Raw genomic sequence first — 22,266 nt, 5'->3', positions numbered from 1 at the left:
CGGGATGACTAAATGAACCTTCGGCTTGCTCCTTTACCCAGACTACAATACTCAGAGGCTATAAAGCTTCAAATATTGCCGCAGCCCCCATGCCTGTTCCGATACACATGGTTACCATTCCATATCGTCCTTTAGTTCTTCTTAATCCATGCAATAAAGTAGCCGTTCTTATTGCACCTGTGGCACCTAAAGGATGACCTAATGCAATAGCTCCTCCTAAAGGATTCACCTTGGTTCGAGGTAGATCAAGTTCTTTAATTACTGCCAAAGCTTGAGCGGCAAACGCTTCATTGAGCTCTATCCAATCCAGTTGATCTAAAGTAATACCAGCTCGTTTTAAAGCAATAGGAATCGCTTCGATAGGACCTATTCCCATAATTTCAGGAGGAACACCCGCTACAGCATAACTCAGTAATCGTCCCATGGGCTTTAAATCATATTGATGCAAAGCCTGTTCGCTAGCTAAAAGAGCAATGCCTGCCCCATCACTAGTCTGGGAACTGTTTCCTGCAGTAACTGTTCCTTTTGCGGCAAAAACAGGTTTCAATTTAGAAATGACTTCATAAGAAGTATCAGCTCGTGGTCCTTCATCGTCGTTGACCCATTTCTTCTTTACTATTGCTGTACCATTTCCTAAATCCGCCTGTCGTATGGTAATTTCTACGGGACTGATCTCTGCTTTAAAGTCGCCACGTTGCTGTGCAGCAACCGCTTTCTTATGACTTTCAGCAGCAAATTCATCCTGTTGCTCACGAGTAATTTGCCAGCGTTTTGCAACATTTTCCGCTGTAATGCCCATCCCATATGCTATTGCAACATCTTCATTATTGAAGATAACCGGATTTGCTGTATATTTATTGCCGCCTAAAGGCACCATAGACATGCTTTCAACGCCACCACCAAGGGCCAGGTGCATATCCCCACTCCGTATAGACTCTGCAACTGTGGCAATACTTTGTACCCCTGAAGAACAAAAACGATTAATTGTCATCGCAGGAACAGATTGCGGTAAATCAGCCAGTAATGACGCGATACGGGCCACGTTCATACCTTGTTCAGCCTCAGGCATAGCACACCCTATTACAACATCCCCAATCTTTTGATGATCCACAGAGGGATTGCGTTTCATTAAATCTCTCATTACGTGAGCCAATAAATCATCTGGTAATGTATTTTTAAATACACCACGGGGTGCTTTACCTACTGGAGTACGTAATGCATCAACGATATATACATTAGTCATTTCAATTCTCCCTTAGTTGCGTAACGGCTTGCCAGTTTCTAGTAAATGACTAATCCGTGCTTGGGTTAATGGTGTTGCAGCAAGCGTTATAAATACTTCTCGCTCTAACTTAAGCATCCAATTCTCGTCCACCAACGTATTTTGATTGAGGTTGCCACCGCAGAGTACAGTTGCTAACTCCGTAGCAATGAAATAATCATGCTGAGATATAAATCCGCCTTCTAACCAATTAACCAAACCTGCTTGCAATCGTGCCTTACCTTCAATACCAGCAATTGGAAAGTGTTTCTTTAAAGGAGATTGGTAATTTTCTGCATGCATGCAATTAATCTTAGCTAGAGCAACATAGAGTACTTCGTCAGCATTCATCACGTAGCTATCAGTACTTCGCAAATATCCCATTTGCATTGCATCAGCCGCGGAACCTGCAACTTGCGCCGTAGCAATTTGTTGATAGTAATTTTGAATTACTGTCATTAATTCCCCTTTTGGAGCGAGGTGCGCAGCACGTATTGCCATCTCTTTACATCCACCCCCAGCGGGTATTACCCCAACACCAAACTCAACCAGACCAGGATAGGATTCAAATGCTGCAGCTACGGCATCACAATGCATCATCAACTCACACCCACCCCCAAGAGCACGCCCTCTTACTGCGGCAACAGTGGGGATCGCACTGTATTTTAAGCGTAAAGCAACACGTTGAAATTGAGCGATCATCTCCTCTAAAGCCTGCATTTTGTTTTCCTTAATTAAATTAAGGACACCCCGCAAATCAGCACCAGAACAGAAATTAGTCGCATCGTGTTGATAAATAATTAGTCCACGACATTGTTTCTCTGCAGTTTCTACAGCAGCCTCCAACCCATCAAGAACGGATTGTCCAACCGTATTCGCTTTGCTTTTAAAATTCACTACCGCTACATCATCTTGTAAATGCCACAAACGAACACCCTCATTTTCATAAATCACAGGTGTAGGGTGAACGGATTCCTTGATGACCCGGTCAGTAAAAAATTGACGTTTATAAACGGGCAATTGACGTCGAGGTTGGTATTCATTCATATGAGGAGAATAAGCACCTTTTTCAGTATAAAAGGCATTGATTTCAAAAAGCCATCCAGGTAGAGGAGCCGTACTAAGAGATGATTTTTCTTTTATTGCTTCATTAATGTACTGTGTCATTGTTGCGAAATTAGCGAGTTGCCATGTTTCAAATGGCCCTTGTATCCAACCAAAGCCCCAACGAATTGCCAAATCAACGTCTCTGACATTTTCTGCAATTTCCTCGAGATGATAGGCACAGTAGTGAAATAAATCCCTAAAACAAGCAGCTAAAAATTGTGCTTGCTTGTTTTTTGAAGTCATCAGATTTTGCATGCGCACAGCAGGATCAGGATTACCCATAATCGTTTTTAACTCATCACTCACGACCGGTTGAGCTGGACGATAATGTGCTGACTTAACATCATATACCTCAATAAGCTTACCATTTTTTCTATAAATGCCTTGGCCTGTTTTTTGTCCTAAATGCCCCTCCTTTATTAGGTTAAGGAGCCATTCAGGTAATTTAAAACTGTGATGCCAAGGATCATCTTGTAACTGTTGCTGCATTGTATGGATTACATGCTGCATAGTATCGAGACCCACCACATCCATAGTCCGAAAAGTGGCAGATTTTGGTCTTCCTAGCAAAGAGCCTGTTAATGCATCGACTTCATCCAATCCCATATCCATGGCAAAAGCATGATGCAATGTTGTTAAGAGAGAAAATACCCCAATGCGGTTTCCAATAAAATTTGGTGTGTCTTTGGCACGCACAACTCCTTTACCTAAATAACGAGTTAGCCAAGTCTCCAGATTATCCACTAATTCTTTATTGGTCGTTTTTGCAGGAATAAGTTCAGCAAGATGCATATAACGCGGAGGATTAAAAAAATGGACGCCACAAAAATTGGCTCTATGTACTTCGGGTAAAACAGAACAAAGAGCATTAATACTCAAACCGGAGGTATTACTCACTAAAATTGCATCTTTAGTTAAGAATGGAGAAATACGCTTGTATAAGTCTTCCTTCCAGTCCAAGCGTTCAGCAATTGCCTCAATAACTAAATCACAAGAGGATAAATCAGCAAGATGTTGCTCATAATTTCGCGCTTGCAACAATGTTGCGGTTTGGGGTGTAGCAAGTGGAGCGGGTTTTAGTTTCCCTAAATTAGCGATTGCTTTATCAATCAACGCATTCGCATCTCCTTCTTTAGATGCCAAATCATAGAGTAACGTTTCTATACCAGCGTTAACACAGTGCGCTGCAATTTGTGCACCCATTACACCAGATCCCAGAACTGCGACTTTTTTTATAAAAAAAGATCCCTGCATTCTTTTTTCCTCGTTAAAGTAGCCTGGGTGAAGCGAAGCATAACCCGGGTTCATGGAACATAGAATTACCTGGGTCATGCTTCGCTTCACCCAGGCTACATTTGCTACTTAAATCAAGACAAATCAAATCGAATACCTTGAGCTAACGGTAATTCATTTCCCCAATTTATAGTATTGGTCTGTCGACGCATATACGCCTTCCAAGAATCAGAACCAGACTCACGCCCGCCACCTGTTTCTTTTTCCCCACCAAATGCTCCACCAATTTCAGCACCTGAAGTACCAATATTAATATTAGCGATACCGCAATCACTTCCCCAAGCACTTAAAAAGTGTTCTGCGTTTTTTAAATCTTGAGTAAAGAGGGCAGAAGACAATCCTTGAGGAACATGATTTTGTAAAGCAATTGCCTCATCAATTGTCTGAAAAGACATAACGTATAAAATCGGAGCAAATGTTTCCTCTTGAACAATTTCCCAATGATTTTTTACATCACAGACTAAAGTCGGTTCAACAAAGAAGCCCGGGCCATGGGCTGGCTCACCACCAAAAATAATTCGGCCACCAGCCTCTTTAATACGAGCTATTGCCCGATTAAATTGCTCAACAGCTTGCTTATCAATCAGTGGTCCCATTAAATTTTTCTTATCTAAAGGATCACCAATTGTTATTTGCTCGTAAGCAAAACGTAAACGCTCAATAACATAATCGTATTTAGAATGATGGACAAATAAACGCCGAGTAGAGGTACATCGTTGACCCGCAGTACCAACAGCACCAAATACAATAGCTGGGATTGCTAAATGTAAATCAGCTGACTCATCGAGAATAATTGCGTTATTACCGCCTAATTCTAGAATTGTCTTACCCAATCGGGCAGCAACCTTGGCAGCGACCTCTTTTCCAACTGCTGTGGAACCAGTAAAAGAAATTAGTGGTATTCGTTTGTCATTCACCATTTCTTCAACCACATCGTGGCTCTCAGGAATAACCAAACTGAATATTTCGGGACAACCATTAGCCTTTAATACATCATTGCAAATATGCTGAACAGCTACAGCACATAACGGAGTCTTTGCTGAGGGTTTCCACAATGTCACATTCCCACAGATGGCCGCAAGAAAAGCATTCCAAGACCAAACTGCAACAGGGAAGTTAAAAGCGGAAATAACACCCACAATACCATAGGGGTGCCACTGCTCATACATCCTATGTTGTGGACGCTCGGAATGCATGGTATTACCATATAACATTCGGGATTGACCTACTGCGAAATCAGCTATATCAATCATTTCCTGAACTTCACCGTCTCCTTCCTGCTTGGATTTACCCATTTCCAAGGAAACTAAACTACCTAGCGCATCTTTATGTTCGCGCAATGCTTGCCCAATCTGTCTGATGATTTCCCCTCTTTTAGGAGCAGGGACTTTTCTCCATTCATGAGCAGCATATTGAGCACGAGTCATTATCTCTTCGTAATCACTCATAGTGCAGGTTGCTATTTCTGCAAGCTTCTCACCATTTGCTGGATTATTAGAGATTAACTTGTGCTCATGAATTCCACTTTGCCAACCTTGACCACTATAGGCTCCAGGATTAACAGCATGAATTTTCAAGCGTTTTAATATATCCATTAATTATCTCCGTAGTAACCCGGGTACAATGAAACAGACCCGGGGACACATCACTATAATATTAGTTATGCGTAATAGCGACCAAAACGATTTTCCAGCACAGCAGACAAATGGAATTTTTCTTGCAACACTAACCCTTTATATTCATTTTCTTGTCCGAGCACTAAATCAACTACTGAACAAACACCAGAAGCGGTACTTATTTGAATTGCAGACCACTCCAAGCCACAAATTTCTTCAGGGTAAATCTTCTTCACATAATTTTTTTCTGTAAGTTCACCTTGTTTCATGCCCTCCACAGAAACATATACAATGACTAGATCTTGGTATGTCTTAGGAATTGCATTTTCTAGAATACGCTTTAGCGTAGGTCTATCTTGATTTAAGCGCAAATCATTCATCAATAAACGCATCTTTGAGCAATGTCCAGGATAACGCATGGTTTTATAATTCATGGTTTGTACTTTACCCGCGTGCATCTCTGCCAAACTGCCGAGTCCACCAGAGGTATTAAAGGCTTCATACTCGCATCCATCGATTTGAATGGTTTCTAATCCTTCTAAAGGTGCCAAGGTTACCGCTTTTCCATATTTAATTGCATAACAGGGATTGCCATATTCATTGATGACTCCATCAGTGGACCAAGTTAATGAATATTGAAGTGCATTGTTTGCATTTTGTGGAAGAGCTCCTACACGTAATTTTACATGATGACACTCTTCAAACTCCTGCATGAGACTATTTGCAGCGATGCTGATAAACCCTGGAGCTAATCCACATTGAGGAACGAAAGCAGTTTCTGCGTCAAGCGCGATTGCTTTTACAGCTTCAGTGACTGCGGTATCTTCTGTAAGATCAAAATAATGCGCTTTTGCTGCTTTTGCTGCTTCCGCAACATAAGTATTTAAAAAATATGGAAGACTTGAAATAACAGCCACGATACTATTTTTTTCCATATATGCTTGCGTGGACTGTTGGTCTTGAACATCTAAGGCTACTGTTTTAATTTTGGGTACTGCTTCCAAAAGCCTTTTTACATCGGATCCATTAAAATCAATATCAACCAAATGGACCTGGTAAGAACCGCTTTCTGATAATAAACAAGCGATTAAGCTACCAATTTTCCCTGCACCAGTAATCATTACATTATACATTTAATCCCTCTCCATTATAAAACGCAATCATCCTACACAAAATCTTTGGAATTGAATAGTATTCTCTAAACTATGTGCATACAAAATAACAATTTTTAAAAATCGAGTTATTCCATTTTTTGATGCATAATGTTGAAAAGGACGATATTAAAGATTCTTGAAATTCGCAAAGGGATGGGTATGAATAAATCAAAAAAGAAACCACCAAAATCAACCGAAAAATCGATAGACTCCTTATTAACCGGATCAGAAAAAGACGACTATGAAGGAATAAGTTTCGATAAATTATTCCACGCTACAATCAGTCAATTATGCAATTGGATATCACCAGGCACACTTATTATGTCTTTTGCAGACTGGTTAATTTATTTGCTTTTTTCACCCGCGCAACGAGCTGATTTAAACAAAGATGCACTCAAAAAATTGGGAGAATTGTTATTATACATTCAGCAACAAAACCAAGGTAAATGCGAGCCTTGTGTCGAAGTCCGCCAAAGCGATCATCGTTTCCAAAATGAATTATGGTCTCAATTTCCATTTAATCTATACAGCCAATCGTTTTTATTAACTGAAGAATGGTGGGATAACGCAACCACTCACCTACGAGGGGTTTCCAAGCACCATGAAGCGATTGTTAATTTTGTAACACGCCAAATTTTGGACATTTTTGCTCCATCAAATGTTCCGGGAATGAATCCTGAAGTCATAGCTACCACAATGAACGAAGGAGGTATGAATTTCATAAAAGGTTGGTATAATTTTAATGATGACCTCATCAGGTACCTTAATAATAAACCGCCGGTGGGTAGTGAGCAATATAAAGTAGGATCGAATGTAGCAATAACTCCTGGTAAAGTGATTTATAGAAATCGTTTAATTGAGCTGATCCAATATGCACCAACAACATCCACCGTATATCCTGAACCAATCTTAATCATTCCAGCTTGGATCATGAAGTATTACATTTTGGATCTGTCCCCTAATAACTCTATGGTGAAATTTTTAGTAGATAAAGGTCATACTGTATTTATGATTTCCTGGAATAATCCAACTTCTAAAGATAGAGACTTGGATTTTTCTGATTATGCACTCCGCGGAGTAATGGATGCATTAAATACAATCAATCAAATTATTCCTAAAGAGAAAATTCATACGGTTGGTTATTGTATCGGGGGAACTTTATTGACCATGGTTGCCGCAAAGATGGCAGCGAATAATGATAAGCGCTTAAAAACAATGAGTTTGTTTGCTGCCCAAACCGATTTTCAGGATGCAGGCGAGCTGCAATTATTTATTGACGAAAACCAACTCACTTATATTGAAGATATTATGTGGGAGAAAGGTTATTTGGAAGGCTCCCAGATGGCTGGAGCATTTAGTATGTTACGATCTATAGATCTCATTTGGTCTCGTGTAGTTTATGACTATTTACTAGGTAAACGACAGAAAATAAGTGACTTAATGGCCTGGGATTACGATACTACGAGAATGCCCTATAAAATGCATAGCGAGTATTTGCGCAAACTCTTTTTAGATAATGACTTAGTAGAAGGCCGTTTTAAAATTCTTGATGAGAGTATTAATCTAGCCGACATTACAGTACCCATTTTTTCAGTAAGTACAATAAAAGATCATATAGCCCCTTGGAAATCTGTTTACAAAATTCATTACTTTACTGATAGTGATATTACCTTTGTATTGACTAATGCAGGACATAACACAGGGATTGTTAATGAGCCAGGAGGCACAGGTCGAAGTTATCAAATGCTTACCCATAAATTAACAGATAAACATTTAGCACCTGAAGTTTGGTTAGAACGAGCTCCTCAGTTCGAAGATTCTTGGTGGCCAGCTTGGGAAAAATGGCTTACAGATTATTCCGGTGCAAAAAAGAAACCACCTACTCTAGGCAATCCGGAAAAAGATTTAAGACCAATTTGTAATGCACCCGGAACTTATGTGTTGAAAAAATAAATGGTACCTTAGTGAAGCGCAAGGGAGCAAGGCTATGAAAGCGACAGGATTATAAAATATTTCACTAATTCTTGACCTGAATACAGGACTCAATTATCTTATCATTTTATAATTTTTTAACAGCCATGAAGCAAACCGCTTTAGCCAATTCAATTCCACTAAATTCTTCAATTCGTCTTGGCTATGTTAAATACTTCTTTGTATTTATAGCAGGCCTGCTTGCGCCTTTTGGTTTTGCTCCTTTTCATATCCCAGGATTAACCTTATTAAGTTTGGCATTTCTCTATTCGAGTCTCCAGAATTGCTCCATAAAACAATGCTTTTACCTAGGTTTTTTTTATGGATTAGGTTATTTTGGTTTCGGAGTTTCCTGGGTCATAGTCAGTATTCATGATTATGGACAAATGAATTATTTCTTCTCAGGTTTAGTTACTCTAATATTCATTGCCTATCTTTCGCTATTCCCTGCCCTCGTTGCTTATTTATATAAATCACTTGAACTCAACAATCGTAAACTACTGTCCTTAACTTTATTCTGTGTCTTATGGTGTTTGAGTGAATACTGCCGTGCTACTTTATTTACTGGATTTCCCTGGTTATTAGTAGGCACTATCCTCATTGATACTCCGATTAAATATATCGCACCTGTTTTAGGCATATATGGGCTAAGTTTAGTGTGCATCTTTCTCTCAACCTTTCTTACTTTAGCTGTTTCACAAAATTCTCAAAAACGCTATTCCTACCTCATCGTAATTGTCTTAGTTATTATCAGTCCCATGCTATGCAAAAACATTACATGGTCGCATGTCAGTAAAGAACCAGTCAGTATTGGTGCTGTACAGGCTAATTTATCGATGCGTGATAAATGGGATGAAGCATTATTTTGGAATTTATTAAAGTATTATGAAGATGCAATTAATAAGCTCTTAGGGAAACAATTGATTATTTTACCCGAGTCAGCTATACCACTCCCAGCAAGTTATTTAGATAAATATTTACAAAATTTAAACAACAAAGCGCTGAAAGCGAAAAGCGCACTTATGGTTGGCATTTTACAACCAACAAATGATAGTGAAACACATTATTACAATTCAGTTATTACCCTTGGGCTGGCCAAAGGAAAAAAACTGAAGCGTCAACTCGTTCCCTTTGGAGAGTACATTCCCAAACCGCTTGTTGCAATTAATCATTGGCTAAATTTACCCGAGCCTAATCTGTTGCCTGGAAGGAGAAAGCAGTCGCTGATTCGCATTGAAAATCATCCAATAGCAAGTCTTATTTGTTATGAAATTGCGTATCCCCATATTTTGCGGGAACAAATGCCTAAAGCTCAATGGATCGTTTCAATAAGCGATAATGGATGGTTCGGTCATTCATTGGCGAGTTATCAACAATTGCAAATGGCTCAAATACTTTCTTTACTTACCGGCCGATATCAAGTAGTCGTCAATAACGATGGTTTATCGTCAGTAATTGATTCAAATGGAGATATAGTTGAAAGTCTCCCTCCATTTAGTTCCGGTATCTTAGAAAGTAATATATTCCCAGCAGAAGGTTTCACTCCTTGGATTATTTGGCATGAGTATCCAACTCTAATTTTTTGCTCAATTTTTCTTATTTTTATACTATTTATTCAACTTCGTCGCGTATTCCAACAATAATCTATTGCTGGCAGACACAAGAGGAGTTATCCTTAGCGATTTAGAGTCACTTAAAAAATCGGACTATGGATAATACCTATATACCACAAGAAGTTGAGGAACAAGCTCAACAGTATTGGCATAAAAAACAATCATTTAATGTTTCAGAAGATTTAAACAGAGAGAAATTTTATTGTTTATCCATGTTCCCTTACCCGAGTGGAACATTGCACATGGGGCATGTTCGTAACTATACTATTGGTGACGTTATTGCTCGTTATCAGCGTGCTTTGGGTAAAAATGTCTTGCAACCGATAGGTTGGGATGCATTTGGTCTACCTGCTGAAAACGCAGCCATCAAAAACGGAATCCCCCCGGCTGAATGGACTAGAAAAAATATAGAGTCTATGAAAAAGCAGTTTTTACGTCTTGGCAATGCCTATGATTGGCGACGTGAAATTTGTACTTGCACACCCGAATATTATCGTTGGGAGCAATGGTTTTTTATTCGCCTATTTGAAAAGGGTTTAGTTTATAAGAAGAACGCCGTTGTAAATTGGGATCCAGTAGATCAAACCGTTTTAGCAAATGAACAAGTTATTGATGGACGCGGTTGGCGCTCTGGTGCTCTTGTTGAACGAAAAGAAATTTCTCAATGGTTTATTAAAATTACCGCTTATGCTGATGAACTCCTGAGTTCACTCGATACATTAGATGAATGGCCTGCACAAGTGAAACAAATGCAACGCAATTGGATAGGTCGCTCTACCGGTACCGAAATTTATTTTAATGTCCATAATTATCCAAAGCGCTTAAAAATTTATACCACTCGTCCTGATACTTTAATGGGAGCAACATATCTTGCAGTGGCAACAGATCACCCTATCGCTAAAGAAGCAGCAAGTACTCGTAAGGAAGTGAAGGAATTCATTGACAGCTGTCAAGGCACTAAAATGGCTGAAGCTGAACTTGCTACTATGGAGAAACGAGGGGTAGCCACAGGAATGTCTGCTATCCATCCCATAACGGGCGAAGAATTACCTATATGGGTGGCAAATTTTGTACTTATGCAATATGGCTCTGGGGCTGTAATGTCCGTTCCTGCCCATGATCAAAGAGATTGGGAGTTTGCACAAAAATATCAATTACCTATAAAAGAAGTGATAAAGCCTACCAACGGAACAAAACATGATCTGAACCAATCTGCCTACACTGGGGAAGGTACATTGATTCATTCGGGTCAGTTTGATGGATTAAGTTCCTCTCAAGCAGTGGAAACCATAACTACGTTCCTTGAAGAACATGATACAGGAAAAGCCACAATCAATTATAGATTGCGTGATTGGGGCGTATCAAGACAAAGATACTGGGGTACCCCTATACCCATGATTTTATGTGAGCAATGCGGTACTGTTCCAGTTCCAGATGAAGATCTCCCCGTGGTCTTACCAGAAAATGTCACATTTACTGGCACAGGTTCTCCCCTTGCGCAATGTCCTGAATTTGTAAATGTAAGTTGCCCTAAATGTGGTCAAGATGCTTCTCGTGAAACAGATACTTTTGATACGTTTGTCGAGTCTTCTTGGTATTATGCTCGTTTTGCGTGTAAAGGCCAGGAAAATGCCATGCTTGATGACCGGGCGAAATATTGGACTCCTGTAGATCAATATGTAGGTGGTATTGAGCATGCAGTAATGCATCTGCTTTATGCACGTTTTTTCCACAAATTAATGCGAGATGAAGGTTTAGTCAATTCCGATGAGCCATTTAAAGCCCTGTTAACTCAAGGTATGGTTTTAAAAGATGGACATAAAATGTCTAAATCCGTGGGCAATGTCGTCGATCCTAACCATCTAATTAATACCTTTGGGGCTGATACAGCACGATTGTTTGTTATGTTTGCCGCGCCTCCAGAACAATCTCTGGAATGGTCTGATGCTGCTGTAGAAGGTGCACACCGTTTTCTAAAACGAATTTGGACTTTTGCCTATCAGCATCAAAATATGTTTATTGAAGTCAATGATATCATCCTAAGTGGCAATGGACATGTCAACTGGCAACAAGCTGAAAGCCGTTTAAAAAAATCACGCCATGTTGTGCATCAAATACTCGCCCAAGCAACTCATGATTATGATCGTAATCAATTCAATACCGTCGTTTCAGGTTGTATGAAGTTATTTAATGAAATATCCAGTTACTCCATAGAAACTGAAGAAGATAAGTTTTTTATTCATTCCAGTATGAGTATTCTGTTGCGATTGTTGGCTCCTATTACACCTCATATTACACATCATATATGGCAGCAATTAGGTTTTGAAAAAGCAATTATTGATGCCAATTGGCCAAGAGTGGATAAAGGTGCCCTCAAAACCGACGAGGTGGATTACGTCGTTCAGGTTAATGGAAAGCTCCGAGCTCAATTTACTGCGAGTGTAGATGCGGCAGAAGAAGTATTAATAGACACAGCAAAAGAACATGTAAAAGACTTTCTGGCTGACAAAACAGTAAAAAAAGCCATTGTAGTGGCACACCGGCAATTAATTAATTTGGTTGTTAGCTAATGAAATCAAGTTGCACCAAGATGTCTAATGTCTCGCATCTGCCCCCCAACCAATCAGCGGGACATTCACCACATCAATTTGCAACGTTACGTGGTATAGTGCCTTTGCTGCTGGTGTTGCTACTCTCAGCATGTGGTTTCCATCTACGTGGCATGAGTAATGTACCTAGCTGGCTTAGTAATGTGGCCATTATTTCTGAAAATAATGACAAACAGTTTGTTTCTATATTGCAATCTCGGCTTGAGAGCTCGAAAATTGATGTCAATCCGGAGCCTTCTCAAGCTAAATATTGGCTCATAATTGACGAGGTGGACTTACATCAACAAATTATTAGTATTGGTGCAAGTACCAACCCCAGACAATATACTCTTACTTTGAATGTAGCATTTGTACTGAAAGCTCGCTCAGGCCAAATAATAGATACTCCTGGTAAAATAAGCGTTTCTAGAGAACTTACCTTAAATAATGACAGAATTTTAGGCTCTAAAGATGAAGAAAGTATTTTAATTGGAGAAATGAAGCAAGATGCAGTTACCCAAATAATTTATCGACTTAGCCACGTACACAATCCCCAACTTTAGCTAAGAATAGGAGTAGTTTGAGTAAAGAAAACAACATACCCAACTCACGCTAAAATTATCATGCAAATCAAACAACAAATGCTCGCTCAGCAAGTACAAAAAAAAATTGCCCCGCTCTATATGATAATCGGGCAAGATAATTACTTGTTGGAAGATTCTTTAGTGACCATAAAATCAGCCATTAAAACCCTATATAATTTTGATGAAAAAGTTATCTCCATTCAGTCTGCAGAAGATTGGAATGGAGTCAAAGAAGAAGCAAATAGTTATTCTTTGTTTTCGGATATTGTGTTCTTAAATATTTTTTATGATAAGAAGTCCGTAGATGCTACCGGAAAAAAAATTTTAACCGAATACCTCAACTCGATTAATTCACGTTGCTTTATTGTTATCCGAGCACCTAATGTACCCGCGAAACAGTTGCAATGGTTATCCTCTAATGAATCTGTCATGCTTGTTCTTGCTTATCCACTTAACTCAGAAGCAGTAAAAAGTTGGATAGCCATGCAGTTAAAGAAAAACTCCCTGAGTTATGCCCCCCAAGTTCTCGATTTAATTCATCAATATACCCAGGGAAATATGTTGGCTTGTTCCCAGGTCATTGAAAAAATAGCATTATCAAATATACCGGATAGCAAAATTGAGATACAACAGGTATTAGAACACTTATCATATCAATGTGACCACGATCTGTTTGAATTAGTAGATGCATGCTTACTTGGTAACGGTGATAAAGCAATTCAGATTTTACGGCATGCCGCCAATAATAAAACCGAAGCAACTTTAGTCTTATGGTTACTGAGTCAAGAAATAAGATTAATCATGCAGCTATCTAATTTAATAGAACAAAAAATTGACATTCAAAGTGCTTGTAGCCAATTAAAAATTTGGCCTCAACGTATTAATCTTTATAAGTCTTGCTGTAATCGAATCAATAAAACCATGTTGCAACAACTCCATCGATACTGCTATTCAATCGATGAGCGAATTAAATCGAGCAACCACTATACTCAGGTATGGAACTTCCTAGAAAACGCTACACTTTCACTTTGTTTGGGTAAATTAATAGGTGACGCATGCATAGCATAGCTATTTTTGGTGGTACCTTTGATCCTATACATAATGGCCACTTGCAAGCCAGTATATCCATCCAAGCCTATTTTAAATTTGATTCCTATTTTTTTCTTCCTTGTAAAGTACCGCCTCTAAAACCTCCATCTCAAGCAAGTAATTCCCAAAGAATAGAGATGATAAAACTGGCAATCAAAGAGATACCAGACTTTAAACTGGATTTACGCGAGATTGAACGGGATGGCCCATCCTATATGGTTGAAACTTTAAAGAGTTTCAGGTTGGAATATCCTAATTCATCCATAACATTAATTATCGGATATGATGCCTTTCTTTCATTGCCTAAGTGGTATCAATGGCAAAAAATCATTACTCTGGCTAATTTGGTAATCATTAATAGAATGGAGTTTGCGGATCTGGTTCCGCCAGAAGTTATGCAAAAATTTTTGAAAGAATATCAAACCATAAACAAAGATGAACTTCTAAATGCTCCATCGGGAAACATATTTCTATTTGATGCGGGTAATTATGAAATTTCTTCTACTTCACTTCGGGAAGCAATAAAAAAAGGAGCTGATGTCCAAAACAAGCTCCCTTATAGAATCTATGAGTACATTAAGTCTCAGGAATTATATCGATAAGTTTAAAAGACTCATTTGCTGATACCGTTTGTTTTGCTTTATTAATAAGCCCAGGTAAATATCCAGAAACCCAACTTATAACCGGTAAAAGTTGATTATAAACTCTAGAACCTTGGACATATTGCTGATAAGGCATCGAAGTCATACTTAGCACCGCGAAAACAAGCGAAAGAATGAAGACTCCACGGGCAAAGCCGAATCCCCCACCTAAAACTTTGTCCATAGCACCTAGACCACTTCCCCTTAAGAACAAACCCAGGATCGCATTAGCGATGCCTCCGGTAATTAAAACTCCCAGAACAACAATAATAAAACCAATTATTGATCGAATTGATTGATCTTGTATATAAGGTTGCAACCAAGGATTGAGACTACTTGAATAGTTGTAACCGGCCCAAACAGCTAATATCCATACTCCTAAAGCAATAAATTCTTTAATGAATCCTCTTAATAAGCCAGTAATAGTAGATAAACCAATAACTATTATTAAAATTATATCAACCCATTGAAATTGCATCATTAGCTAACTCCGGTATTGACTATAAAACCATTCAGCTGCATAGCACTTGCTAATTGAAGTTTCAATTTCATTACATCATTTCTAACAGGTGAGTGTCCGGCATAAACTTTATAGATGGGCCCTTGTCTTCCAGTAGTTTTAATGTAATTTGCCTTATAACCCTTGGCATGCAATTTATTAACCAAAGCTTGAGCATTAGCGAGCTGGGAAAATGAAGCCAATTGAACAGCATAAATACTCTGTTTACTCGGAGCAGGTCTGGTATTTACTTTAGCAACCGCTGGTTTTTTAATTGGTGCGACATTTGCTTTCGCAATCGGTTTAACAGGTTTGGTTGCAGTTGCTGGGTTTATTTGTTTTTTAACAACATTTTTTGCAGCATTACTTAAAGCGATTTCAATTGGTTTAGCTACTGCATCGACCTTAGGCACAGACTCTGATTTAGCAACAGCAACAGCCGCATCATCAGCTCCTTGGATGGATTGGATGAAGTCTTCTTTACCCAGATCGGATCCTTTATGTTCGGTGGCGGCAGGAATTTCCACCTTAGCCACTTTAATAGTTTCGAACATTTCCTTTTCGTCGGTCATCACTACATTAGGGCTAGTGGGTTTAGGAGGTAGCTGTACATTTACACTAAAATTATTCTCAAGGCGCTGACTTGATTTTTTCATCATTGCGGGCAAAAAAATTGCTCCTAATGATAATACAACAGCCACACCAACCAACCGATGTTTTAGCTTCTCATCAATTACTAATTTCATTGAATCTCCTATTAGCCATTACATGACTCACAGTAAAAAAAGACCCATAAACAACAATTAAGTCACCAGGTTTTGCTTGTTTCAATGCAGTTTCAAACGCTACAAGCGGATTATTATAACAAATTTCTACAGGAATTTCTGCATTCTTAAAAAAAGTGAGCAATAAATCCTCACTGGCCGCGCGTTTGTTCTGCAATTGTGCCGGATACCAATGATCAATACAATCCTTTAATGGCATAATAAGACCTAAAATATCTTTATCTTTCAAGGCTGAAAATACGGCATGAACTTTTGCTTTTTCCATCGTGCGTAACTTATTCGCGAGTAGCCTTGCCGATTGAGGATTATGAGAAACATCAAATAAAGTGCTCACTATATCCTCATGAACTTGCAATCGACCAGGAATAAAAACACGTTGCATAGCAATTTGAAAATGGTGATGCATGACTGGCAAATCATTTGCCAATAAAAGACATGCTGTAATTGCTGCAGCAGCCGATTTTAACTGAATTGAAGGTTTTGGTAACCCATACAATGAAGGAAACTCAAGTTCGTTGTAATGGAGCTCCCAGGTAGAATCTTGCTCGTGAATAGAAAACTCTTGCCCCCAAAAATAAGCAGGAACACCAAGTTGTGTTGCTACATCGGTGACTGTGGTGGGTGGATCGGTATCAGCGTAAATGAATGGTTTCCCTGGACGAAGTATACCCGCTTTTTCATAACCTATTGCATCAAGGGTATCACCCAGATAATCCTGGTGGTCGAAATCTATTGTAGTAATGATAGATAGAGCTGCATCAACGATGTTCGTAGCATCTAAACGACCACCTAATCCTACTTCAAGGATAATAATATCTAACTTCATTTTTTTGAAAAACCACAATGCTGCTAAGGTAGTCATTTCAAAATAAGTTAATATGGAACCTCCACAAGCTTCATCAATTATACTGAAAGCCTCGCACAGTTCCTCATCGGCAATAGGAGTTAAATTGACACGGATACGTTCATTAAACTGGATAAGATGGGGTGAGGTAAATGCACCTACTTTATAACCGGCAACGTGATAAATTGTTTCAAGTGCAGTTACTGTTGAGCCTTTTCCATTAGTTCCTCCCACAGTAATAACGGGACAATCAGGAAGTTGCAAAGATGTTTTTTTTGCAACCTCCATGATACGGGTTAAACCAAGTTGTATTTCTTGAGTAGTTCTTGTTTCTAGATAGTGGAGCCACTCATCAACAGATCTCTTGGGAAACGCTACTGTAGGTGAATGTTCCATCGATCCTCAGATCCTATTATACCTGCACACGCTTCGATTTTGTGCACTGAGTTTACTTGCACTTCTCTTTTAGGCATGTTTCGCAAGTAGTCTAATACGATACTGCTTTGGTAACTAAATCCCCTGTACTTTTACGGGTTAGTTTAGCTATCAATTCAGCAACAACTGGACGAATATCTTTTCGTTCCAGAATCATGTCAATATGTCCATGTTCTAACAAAAACTCGCTCCGTTGAAATCCTTCGGGTAAGGTTTGTCTTACAGTTTGCTCAATAACTCTTGGACCAGCAAAGCCAATTAATGCATTGGGTTCAGCAATAATTAGATCACCAAGACTTCCAAAACTAGCAGAAACCCCGCCCATGGTCGGATCAGTTAGAACTACAATAAAAGGCAAACCCATTTCAGCGAATTGGGCAAGAGCAGCTGAAGTTTTAGCCATTTGCATTAAAGAAAAAAGTCCTTCTTGCATACGTGCCCCACCACTGGCAGTAAAACAAATATAAGGTCTTTGTTCTTTCATTGCTACTTGAATTGCACGGACAAATTTCTCTCCGACTGTAGCCCCCATGGATCCACCCATGAAGTTGAACTCAAAGGAGCCAACCACTACTGGTTGCTGTAATAGCGTCCCTTTAACAATGATTAGAGCCTCTTTCTCACCAGTTGCTTTTTGAGCTTGGGCGATTCGATCTTTGTATTTTTTTGAATCTCTGAACTTTAATCGATCTTGGGGCTCCAAAGAGGCAGCAATTTCTTCCTGGCCACCTTCATCGAGAAATTGCTTAATTCGAACACGTGCTGATATCCTGTGATGAAAGTTACAAGATGGGCAAACCATTAAATTTCTTTCTAATTCTGTACTATAAAGCACTTCACTACAGCCTGAACATTTCAGCCATAGACCTTCAGGAACTCCTTTTTTTTGGGAGAAGTCTGTACTAACTCTTGAGGGCAACAGTTTTTTAAACCAACTCATAATTGGAACCTAAGATTATAAATCGTAACATTATACACGGAAAAAAATATTCTGAAATGCACATTGAGTCGTAGTGGGATTTTTCGTGAACTTAAATTATGGGATCTGTAACCTAGATGAAGCAAAGTCCTAGTGAACAAACTGCACAAAAAATATAACACGTTCATTTTAATAAATAAATCTCCCATTTTTTTAAAAAAAAACAGGCATTAACCTAAAGTTTTTTGCGGTGCGTCCGATAACTTTTGTGCGTACGGTAAATTCGCCATTAAAAAGGAATTTACCAATTTTCAATGTCCCAAACCAGGGATTTAGGTCTGAGGAGACTATAATATGGCTCAAATTATTAATACTAACGTACCGTCGCTAGTTGCCCAACGTAACTTGTCTAAATCAAGTAACGCTATGGCGACTGCAATCCAAAGATTATCATCCGGTCTAAAAATTAATAGCGCTAAAGATGATGCTGCAGGGTTAGCAATTGCTACAAATATGACATCTCAAATTCGTGGTATGGACCAAGCTGTAAAAAATGCGAATGACGGGATTTCATTGGCCCAGGTTGCTGAAGGTGCAATGCAAGAATCAACGAACCTTTTACAACGTATGAGAGAGTTGGCACTGCAATCTGCAAACGGAACCTATAGCCAATCAAACCGTCAATCATTACAAAATGAAGTAAATAACCTTCTAAGTGAAATGGACCATATCGCTTTAAGTACGCAATTTAATGGTCAAAGCATTTTGAATGGTTCTTATACCAACGCTTCTCTGCAAATTGGTTCAAATGCGGGTGAAACTCTTTCGTTTTCAATCAATAGTATAGGCTCTTCAACAATAGGTAGCATTGCTTATCAACAAGGAAGTACAGTTACGGGCAACGCCGCTGCAGACATTACCGTTGCTCTAGGCACTAACTCTGCAATCAGCATTAGCTCTTCCGCAAACTTTGTGGGTACGGCAAACGGTCAAGACAGCTCCTCTGCATATGCCAAAGCAGCAGCAATTAATGCAGCTGGTGTTCCCGGTTTAACTGTAACTGCATCCACTGCCGGTACTGCAACTGTTGGAGCTATAGGGGGAAATGCGGGGGATACTTATAACCTAAATATTAATGGTGTGGACATTTTTACCAACCAAGACGTCGCCACTGCCCTCACTAATACCAACCTTATGGATGCAATCAACGCTGTGAGTAGCCAGACTGGAGTGGTAGCTTCTCTCAACGGTGGTAGCATGACCTTAACTGCAGCTGATGGAAGAAATATAGCAGTAACTGAAAGCGGTACTGGTTTTACTGCAGGTACTGACGGACTGACCGTTACAGGCGGTTCATTTGCTGCTACCTTACGTGGAAATCTCACTATGAGTGCTGCACAAGCCATTACTTTAGGTGGGACTGTGGCTGATATTGGTTTATCAAGCACGATAAGTCTGGATACTAATGGAGTTAATAGTATTGACATTACCACTCAATCTGGAGCTGAACAGGCTATACTGAGAATTAGTTCTGCTTTAGATAGCGTTACTAACAACCGAGCTGCATTGGGTGCTTTGCAAAACCGACTTGATGCTACAGTAGCTAACCTGCAAAACGTATCTGATAACATGTCTGCTGCACGCAGCCGTATTCAAGATACAGATTATGCAGCTGAAATGGCATCTTTAACTAAGAACCAAATCCTGCAACAAGCAGGAACAGCAATGTTGGCCCAAGCAAATGCAATGCCACAATCTGTTCTTTCCTTGTTAGGATAGATGCTATAGAAGTAACGGTAACAAACCGAAATGCGGCACTTGCCGCTTTTCGGCTTATTTATCCCAATGATTAAGCATTTAAATCAAGGGAAAGGAGTTAGAAAATGACTATGGAATCGATACCTCCAGCAAATAATAAATTGCTACAAACAGATTCAGTCAAACTAAAAGATAAAAACATTAAACCTGTGACAAAATGTGCCACATCCGATCTAAATCTAGATACAGACTCAAAACAGGCCATAGATCACGCCACAGGTCTATTGCAAACTATAGTTACCGATAAAATCTCAGACAAAGTAATTCGCAAAATACCCTCCGATGAGTATTTGCATTTACTGAACTTGCTTGATGGGATAATTAGTGGTTCTATAGACAAACATGTTTAACGCAATTTATGGATACATGTAATTTCTATTGAAATTACTAAAATAGATAAGGGAATATTATGGGCCTATCAACTCCAGGCATTGGATCAGGTTTGGATATTAAAGCAATGGTCGAAAGCATGGTAAAAGCCGATCTCATGCCTTTACAGTTGCGACATGACAAAAAGCTTAATTCCGTCACAACCGAACTGTCTGCTTTTGGACAACTAAAAAGTGCCATGTCCAGCTTTCAAACAACACTCGATACCCTATCTCACGCTAGTGAATTTAATAAAATGAATTGCTTACTTAGCGAAACTGGATATATATCTGCCTCTCTTACAGGACAAGCAATTGAAGGCATATATCAAATTAAAGTAAATCAATTAGCCCAGTCACAAAGCCTTGTAAGTGGCTATTTCACTAATAATAATTCTTCAATAGGTAGTGGTAGCATAACGATAAATTTTGGTACCTACAGCAATAATAATTCCACGTTTACATTAAATACTGAGGTATCACCAATAACAATTAACATCAATTCTGGAAATGATAGCCTTACTGAAGTATGTGATGCAATTAATGCTGCAAATGCAGGAGTTACAGCATCAATTGTACAAGATGCTACCGGCTCAAGATTGACCCTCACCTCATCTCAAACAGGTGAAAAATATGCAATGCAAATTACAGGTAGTTTGAGTGCTTTGAATTATGATCCAACAACGAGCAATGCCTCATTAAGTCAAACCATGGCTGCCCAAAATAGCCAAGTCCAAATTAATGGTTTGCTTCTTAGTGAAAGCAGCAATCAATTTAAGAATGCAATTACGGGCATCACTCTCGACTTACAAAAGGCTGATCCAGGGACCACAGTGTCCTTGACGGTAAAAAAAGATGTCGAACATCTTAAAGGTTTAATTAATGATTTCGTAAAAAAATATAATGATTTCATTAACTTCCTCACAACCTTAACCGGTTTCGATATGGAAACTAGAAAAAGAGGCGTTCTACAAGGCGATGATAAATTAAGAGAATTAAAAACAAACTTATATAACTTAGCTACTAACCCATTAACTACAGTTGGCTCAATTAAAAGTCTTGGAGACTTGGGAATCACAAGTGATAAAAATGGTTTATTAGAAATTGATTCTGAAAGATTGGATGAGGTAATCAATAAAAATTATCAAGACATTAGTCAATTATTTGCAAAAAAAATAACCGCCACCGATCCAGGTATTAAAATTAATTCTGTGGATACTAAAGTTGTTGCCGGAACCTATGATGTTATTTTAAACGAATATACTCCTGGAGTTAGTATGGCTGGAACTATAGGAGGTATTTTAGCAACTTCAACAGATGGAATTACTCTAAATGGCACAGGTGACTTCAATTCCTTATCAGTTGATGTACTTTCTGGACTCACAGGGAACAGGGGGCAAATAATTGTCAGTGATGGTTTAGCCTCATTGATTGATGGCTATTTAGAATCCCTGGTAGATGAAAATGGTGAAATTGCAGAAAGAATAGATCGCTTAAACACCCAAGCAAAACAATTAGACGAAATGCAAGAGCGCATTAATGATCGCAGCATAACTCTTGAAAAAAGATACTACAAACAATGGAATGCGGTAGATCTCTTAATCTCCCAGATGCAAAACACCAGCAATACGCTCACCCAAATCTTGTCGAATCTACCCAAATTCAAAAGCAAATAATGGAG

General features: G+C 39.0%; 17 protein-coding genes. 9 read left to right on the top strand and 8 right to left on the bottom strand.

Going from position 1 to position 22,266, the window contains the following annotated elements:
- Nucleotides 1-58: 58 nt before the first annotated feature.
- From HBNCFIEN_RS07075 to HBNCFIEN_RS07060, 4 genes are all read right to left on the bottom strand, one after another.
- Nucleotides 59-1,243: an acetyl-CoA C-acyltransferase gene (locus HBNCFIEN_RS07075; RefSeq protein ID WP_182393371.1), complete on the bottom strand. Its 1,185-nt coding sequence runs from the start codon at nt 1,241-1,243 to the stop codon at nt 59-61.
- 12 nt (nt 1,244-1,255) lie between these two features.
- A complete protein-coding gene (locus HBNCFIEN_RS07070; RefSeq protein WP_182393369.1) occupies nt 1,256-3,622 on the bottom strand; it encodes a 3-hydroxyacyl-CoA dehydrogenase/enoyl-CoA hydratase family protein in 2,367 nt (788 codons plus the stop codon).
- A 113-nt stretch (nt 3,623-3,735) separates the two neighbouring features.
- Nucleotides 3,736-5,256, bottom strand: coding sequence for an aldehyde dehydrogenase family protein (locus HBNCFIEN_RS07065; protein ID WP_182393368.1), 1,521 nt, complete (start codon nt 5,254-5,256; stop codon nt 3,736-3,738).
- Between the two features lie 65 nt (nt 5,257-5,321).
- Complete coding sequence (locus HBNCFIEN_RS07060; protein WP_182393366.1) at nt 5,322-6,410, bottom strand: saccharopine dehydrogenase family protein; 1,089 nt, start codon at nt 6,408-6,410, stop codon at nt 5,322-5,324.
- Between the two features lie 180 nt (nt 6,411-6,590).
- On the opposite strand from HBNCFIEN_RS07060, the gene HBNCFIEN_RS07055 reads away from it, so the two are divergent.
- The 6 genes from HBNCFIEN_RS07055 (at nt 6,591) to nadD (ending at nt 14,878) form a co-directional block, all read left to right on the top strand.
- Nucleotides 6,591-8,384, top strand: a complete 1,794-nt coding sequence (locus HBNCFIEN_RS07055) for an alpha/beta hydrolase (protein ID WP_182393365.1) — start codon at nt 6,591-6,593, stop codon at nt 8,382-8,384.
- Between the two features lie 125 nt (nt 8,385-8,509).
- Nucleotides 8,510-10,045, top strand: a complete 1,536-nt coding sequence (gene lnt / locus HBNCFIEN_RS07050; protein ID WP_182393363.1) for an apolipoprotein N-acyltransferase — start codon at nt 8,510-8,512, stop codon at nt 10,043-10,045.
- A gap of 65 nt (nt 10,046-10,110) precedes the next feature.
- The gene (leuS, locus tag HBNCFIEN_RS07045; protein ID WP_182393361.1) at nt 10,111-12,585 is read left to right on the top strand and encodes a leucine--tRNA ligase; all 2,475 of its coding nucleotides are present in this window, start codon (nt 10,111-10,113) and stop codon (nt 12,583-12,585) included.
- Nucleotides 12,586-12,605: 20 nt separating this feature from the next.
- Nucleotides 12,606-13,166, top strand: coding sequence for an LPS assembly lipoprotein LptE (lptE, locus tag HBNCFIEN_RS07040; protein ID WP_255464391.1), 561 nt, complete (start codon nt 12,606-12,608; stop codon nt 13,164-13,166).
- A gap of 60 nt (nt 13,167-13,226) precedes the next feature.
- Complete coding sequence (gene holA / locus HBNCFIEN_RS07035; RefSeq protein WP_182393357.1) at nt 13,227-14,255, top strand: DNA polymerase III subunit delta; 1,029 nt, start codon at nt 13,227-13,229, stop codon at nt 14,253-14,255.
- Complete coding sequence (gene nadD, locus HBNCFIEN_RS07030; protein ID WP_182393356.1) at nt 14,243-14,878, top strand: nicotinate-nucleotide adenylyltransferase; 636 nt, start codon at nt 14,243-14,245, stop codon at nt 14,876-14,878. Before holA ends, nadD begins: the two co-directional genes overlap by 13 nt.
- Here the strand turns inward: nadD and HBNCFIEN_RS07025 are convergent.
- From HBNCFIEN_RS07025 to accD, 4 genes are all read right to left on the bottom strand, one after another.
- Entirely contained in the window at nt 14,853-15,395 is a 543-nt protein-coding gene (locus HBNCFIEN_RS07025) for a CvpA family protein (RefSeq protein WP_182393637.1), read from the bottom strand. The two genes, nadD and HBNCFIEN_RS07025, sit on opposite strands and share 26 nt — an antisense overlap.
- A gap of 2 nt (nt 15,396-15,397) precedes the next feature.
- Nucleotides 15,398-16,162 carry an SPOR domain-containing protein gene (locus tag HBNCFIEN_RS07020; protein WP_182393355.1) on the bottom strand — a complete coding sequence of 255 codons (765 nt, stop codon included), beginning with the start codon at nt 16,160-16,162 and terminating at the stop codon, nt 15,398-15,400.
- The gene (gene folC, locus HBNCFIEN_RS07015) at nt 16,146-17,441 is read right to left on the bottom strand and encodes a bifunctional tetrahydrofolate synthase/dihydrofolate synthase (protein ID WP_182393353.1); all 1,296 of its coding nucleotides are present in this window, start codon (nt 17,439-17,441) and stop codon (nt 16,146-16,148) included. The genes HBNCFIEN_RS07020 and folC overlap by 17 nt, the downstream gene beginning before the upstream one ends.
- 91 nt (nt 17,442-17,532) lie before the next feature.
- Entirely contained in the window at nt 17,533-18,420 is an 888-nt protein-coding gene (accD, locus tag HBNCFIEN_RS07010; protein WP_182393351.1) for an acetyl-CoA carboxylase, carboxyltransferase subunit beta, read from the bottom strand.
- A gap of 333 nt (nt 18,421-18,753) precedes the next feature.
- Between accD and HBNCFIEN_RS07005 the strand changes: the two genes are divergently transcribed.
- The 3 genes from HBNCFIEN_RS07005 to fliD all read left to right on the top strand — a co-directional run bounded on the left by HBNCFIEN_RS07005 (nt 18,754) and on the right by fliD (nt 22,261).
- Nucleotides 18,754-20,178 carry a flagellin gene (locus HBNCFIEN_RS07005; protein WP_182393350.1) on the top strand — a complete coding sequence of 475 codons (1,425 nt, stop codon included), beginning with the start codon at nt 18,754-18,756 and terminating at the stop codon, nt 20,176-20,178.
- Nucleotides 20,179-20,282: 104 nt separating this feature from the next.
- Nucleotides 20,283-20,567 carry a flagellar protein FlaG gene (locus HBNCFIEN_RS07000; RefSeq protein ID WP_182393348.1) on the top strand — a complete coding sequence of 95 codons (285 nt, stop codon included), beginning with the start codon at nt 20,283-20,285 and terminating at the stop codon, nt 20,565-20,567.
- A 59-nt stretch (nt 20,568-20,626) separates the two neighbouring features.
- Nucleotides 20,627-22,261 (top strand): flagellar filament capping protein FliD, encoded by a 1,635-nt coding sequence (fliD, locus tag HBNCFIEN_RS06995; protein WP_182393346.1) that lies wholly within the window; start codon nt 20,627-20,629, stop codon nt 22,259-22,261.
- The last annotated feature ends 5 nt before the right edge of the window (nt 22,262-22,266 follow it).

It is taken from the genome of Legionella sp. PC997, assembly GCF_014109825.1.
Lineage (GTDB): Bacteria > Pseudomonadota > Gammaproteobacteria > Legionellales > Legionellaceae > Legionella.
This window is presented reverse-complemented; position numbering and strand designations above follow the sequence as displayed.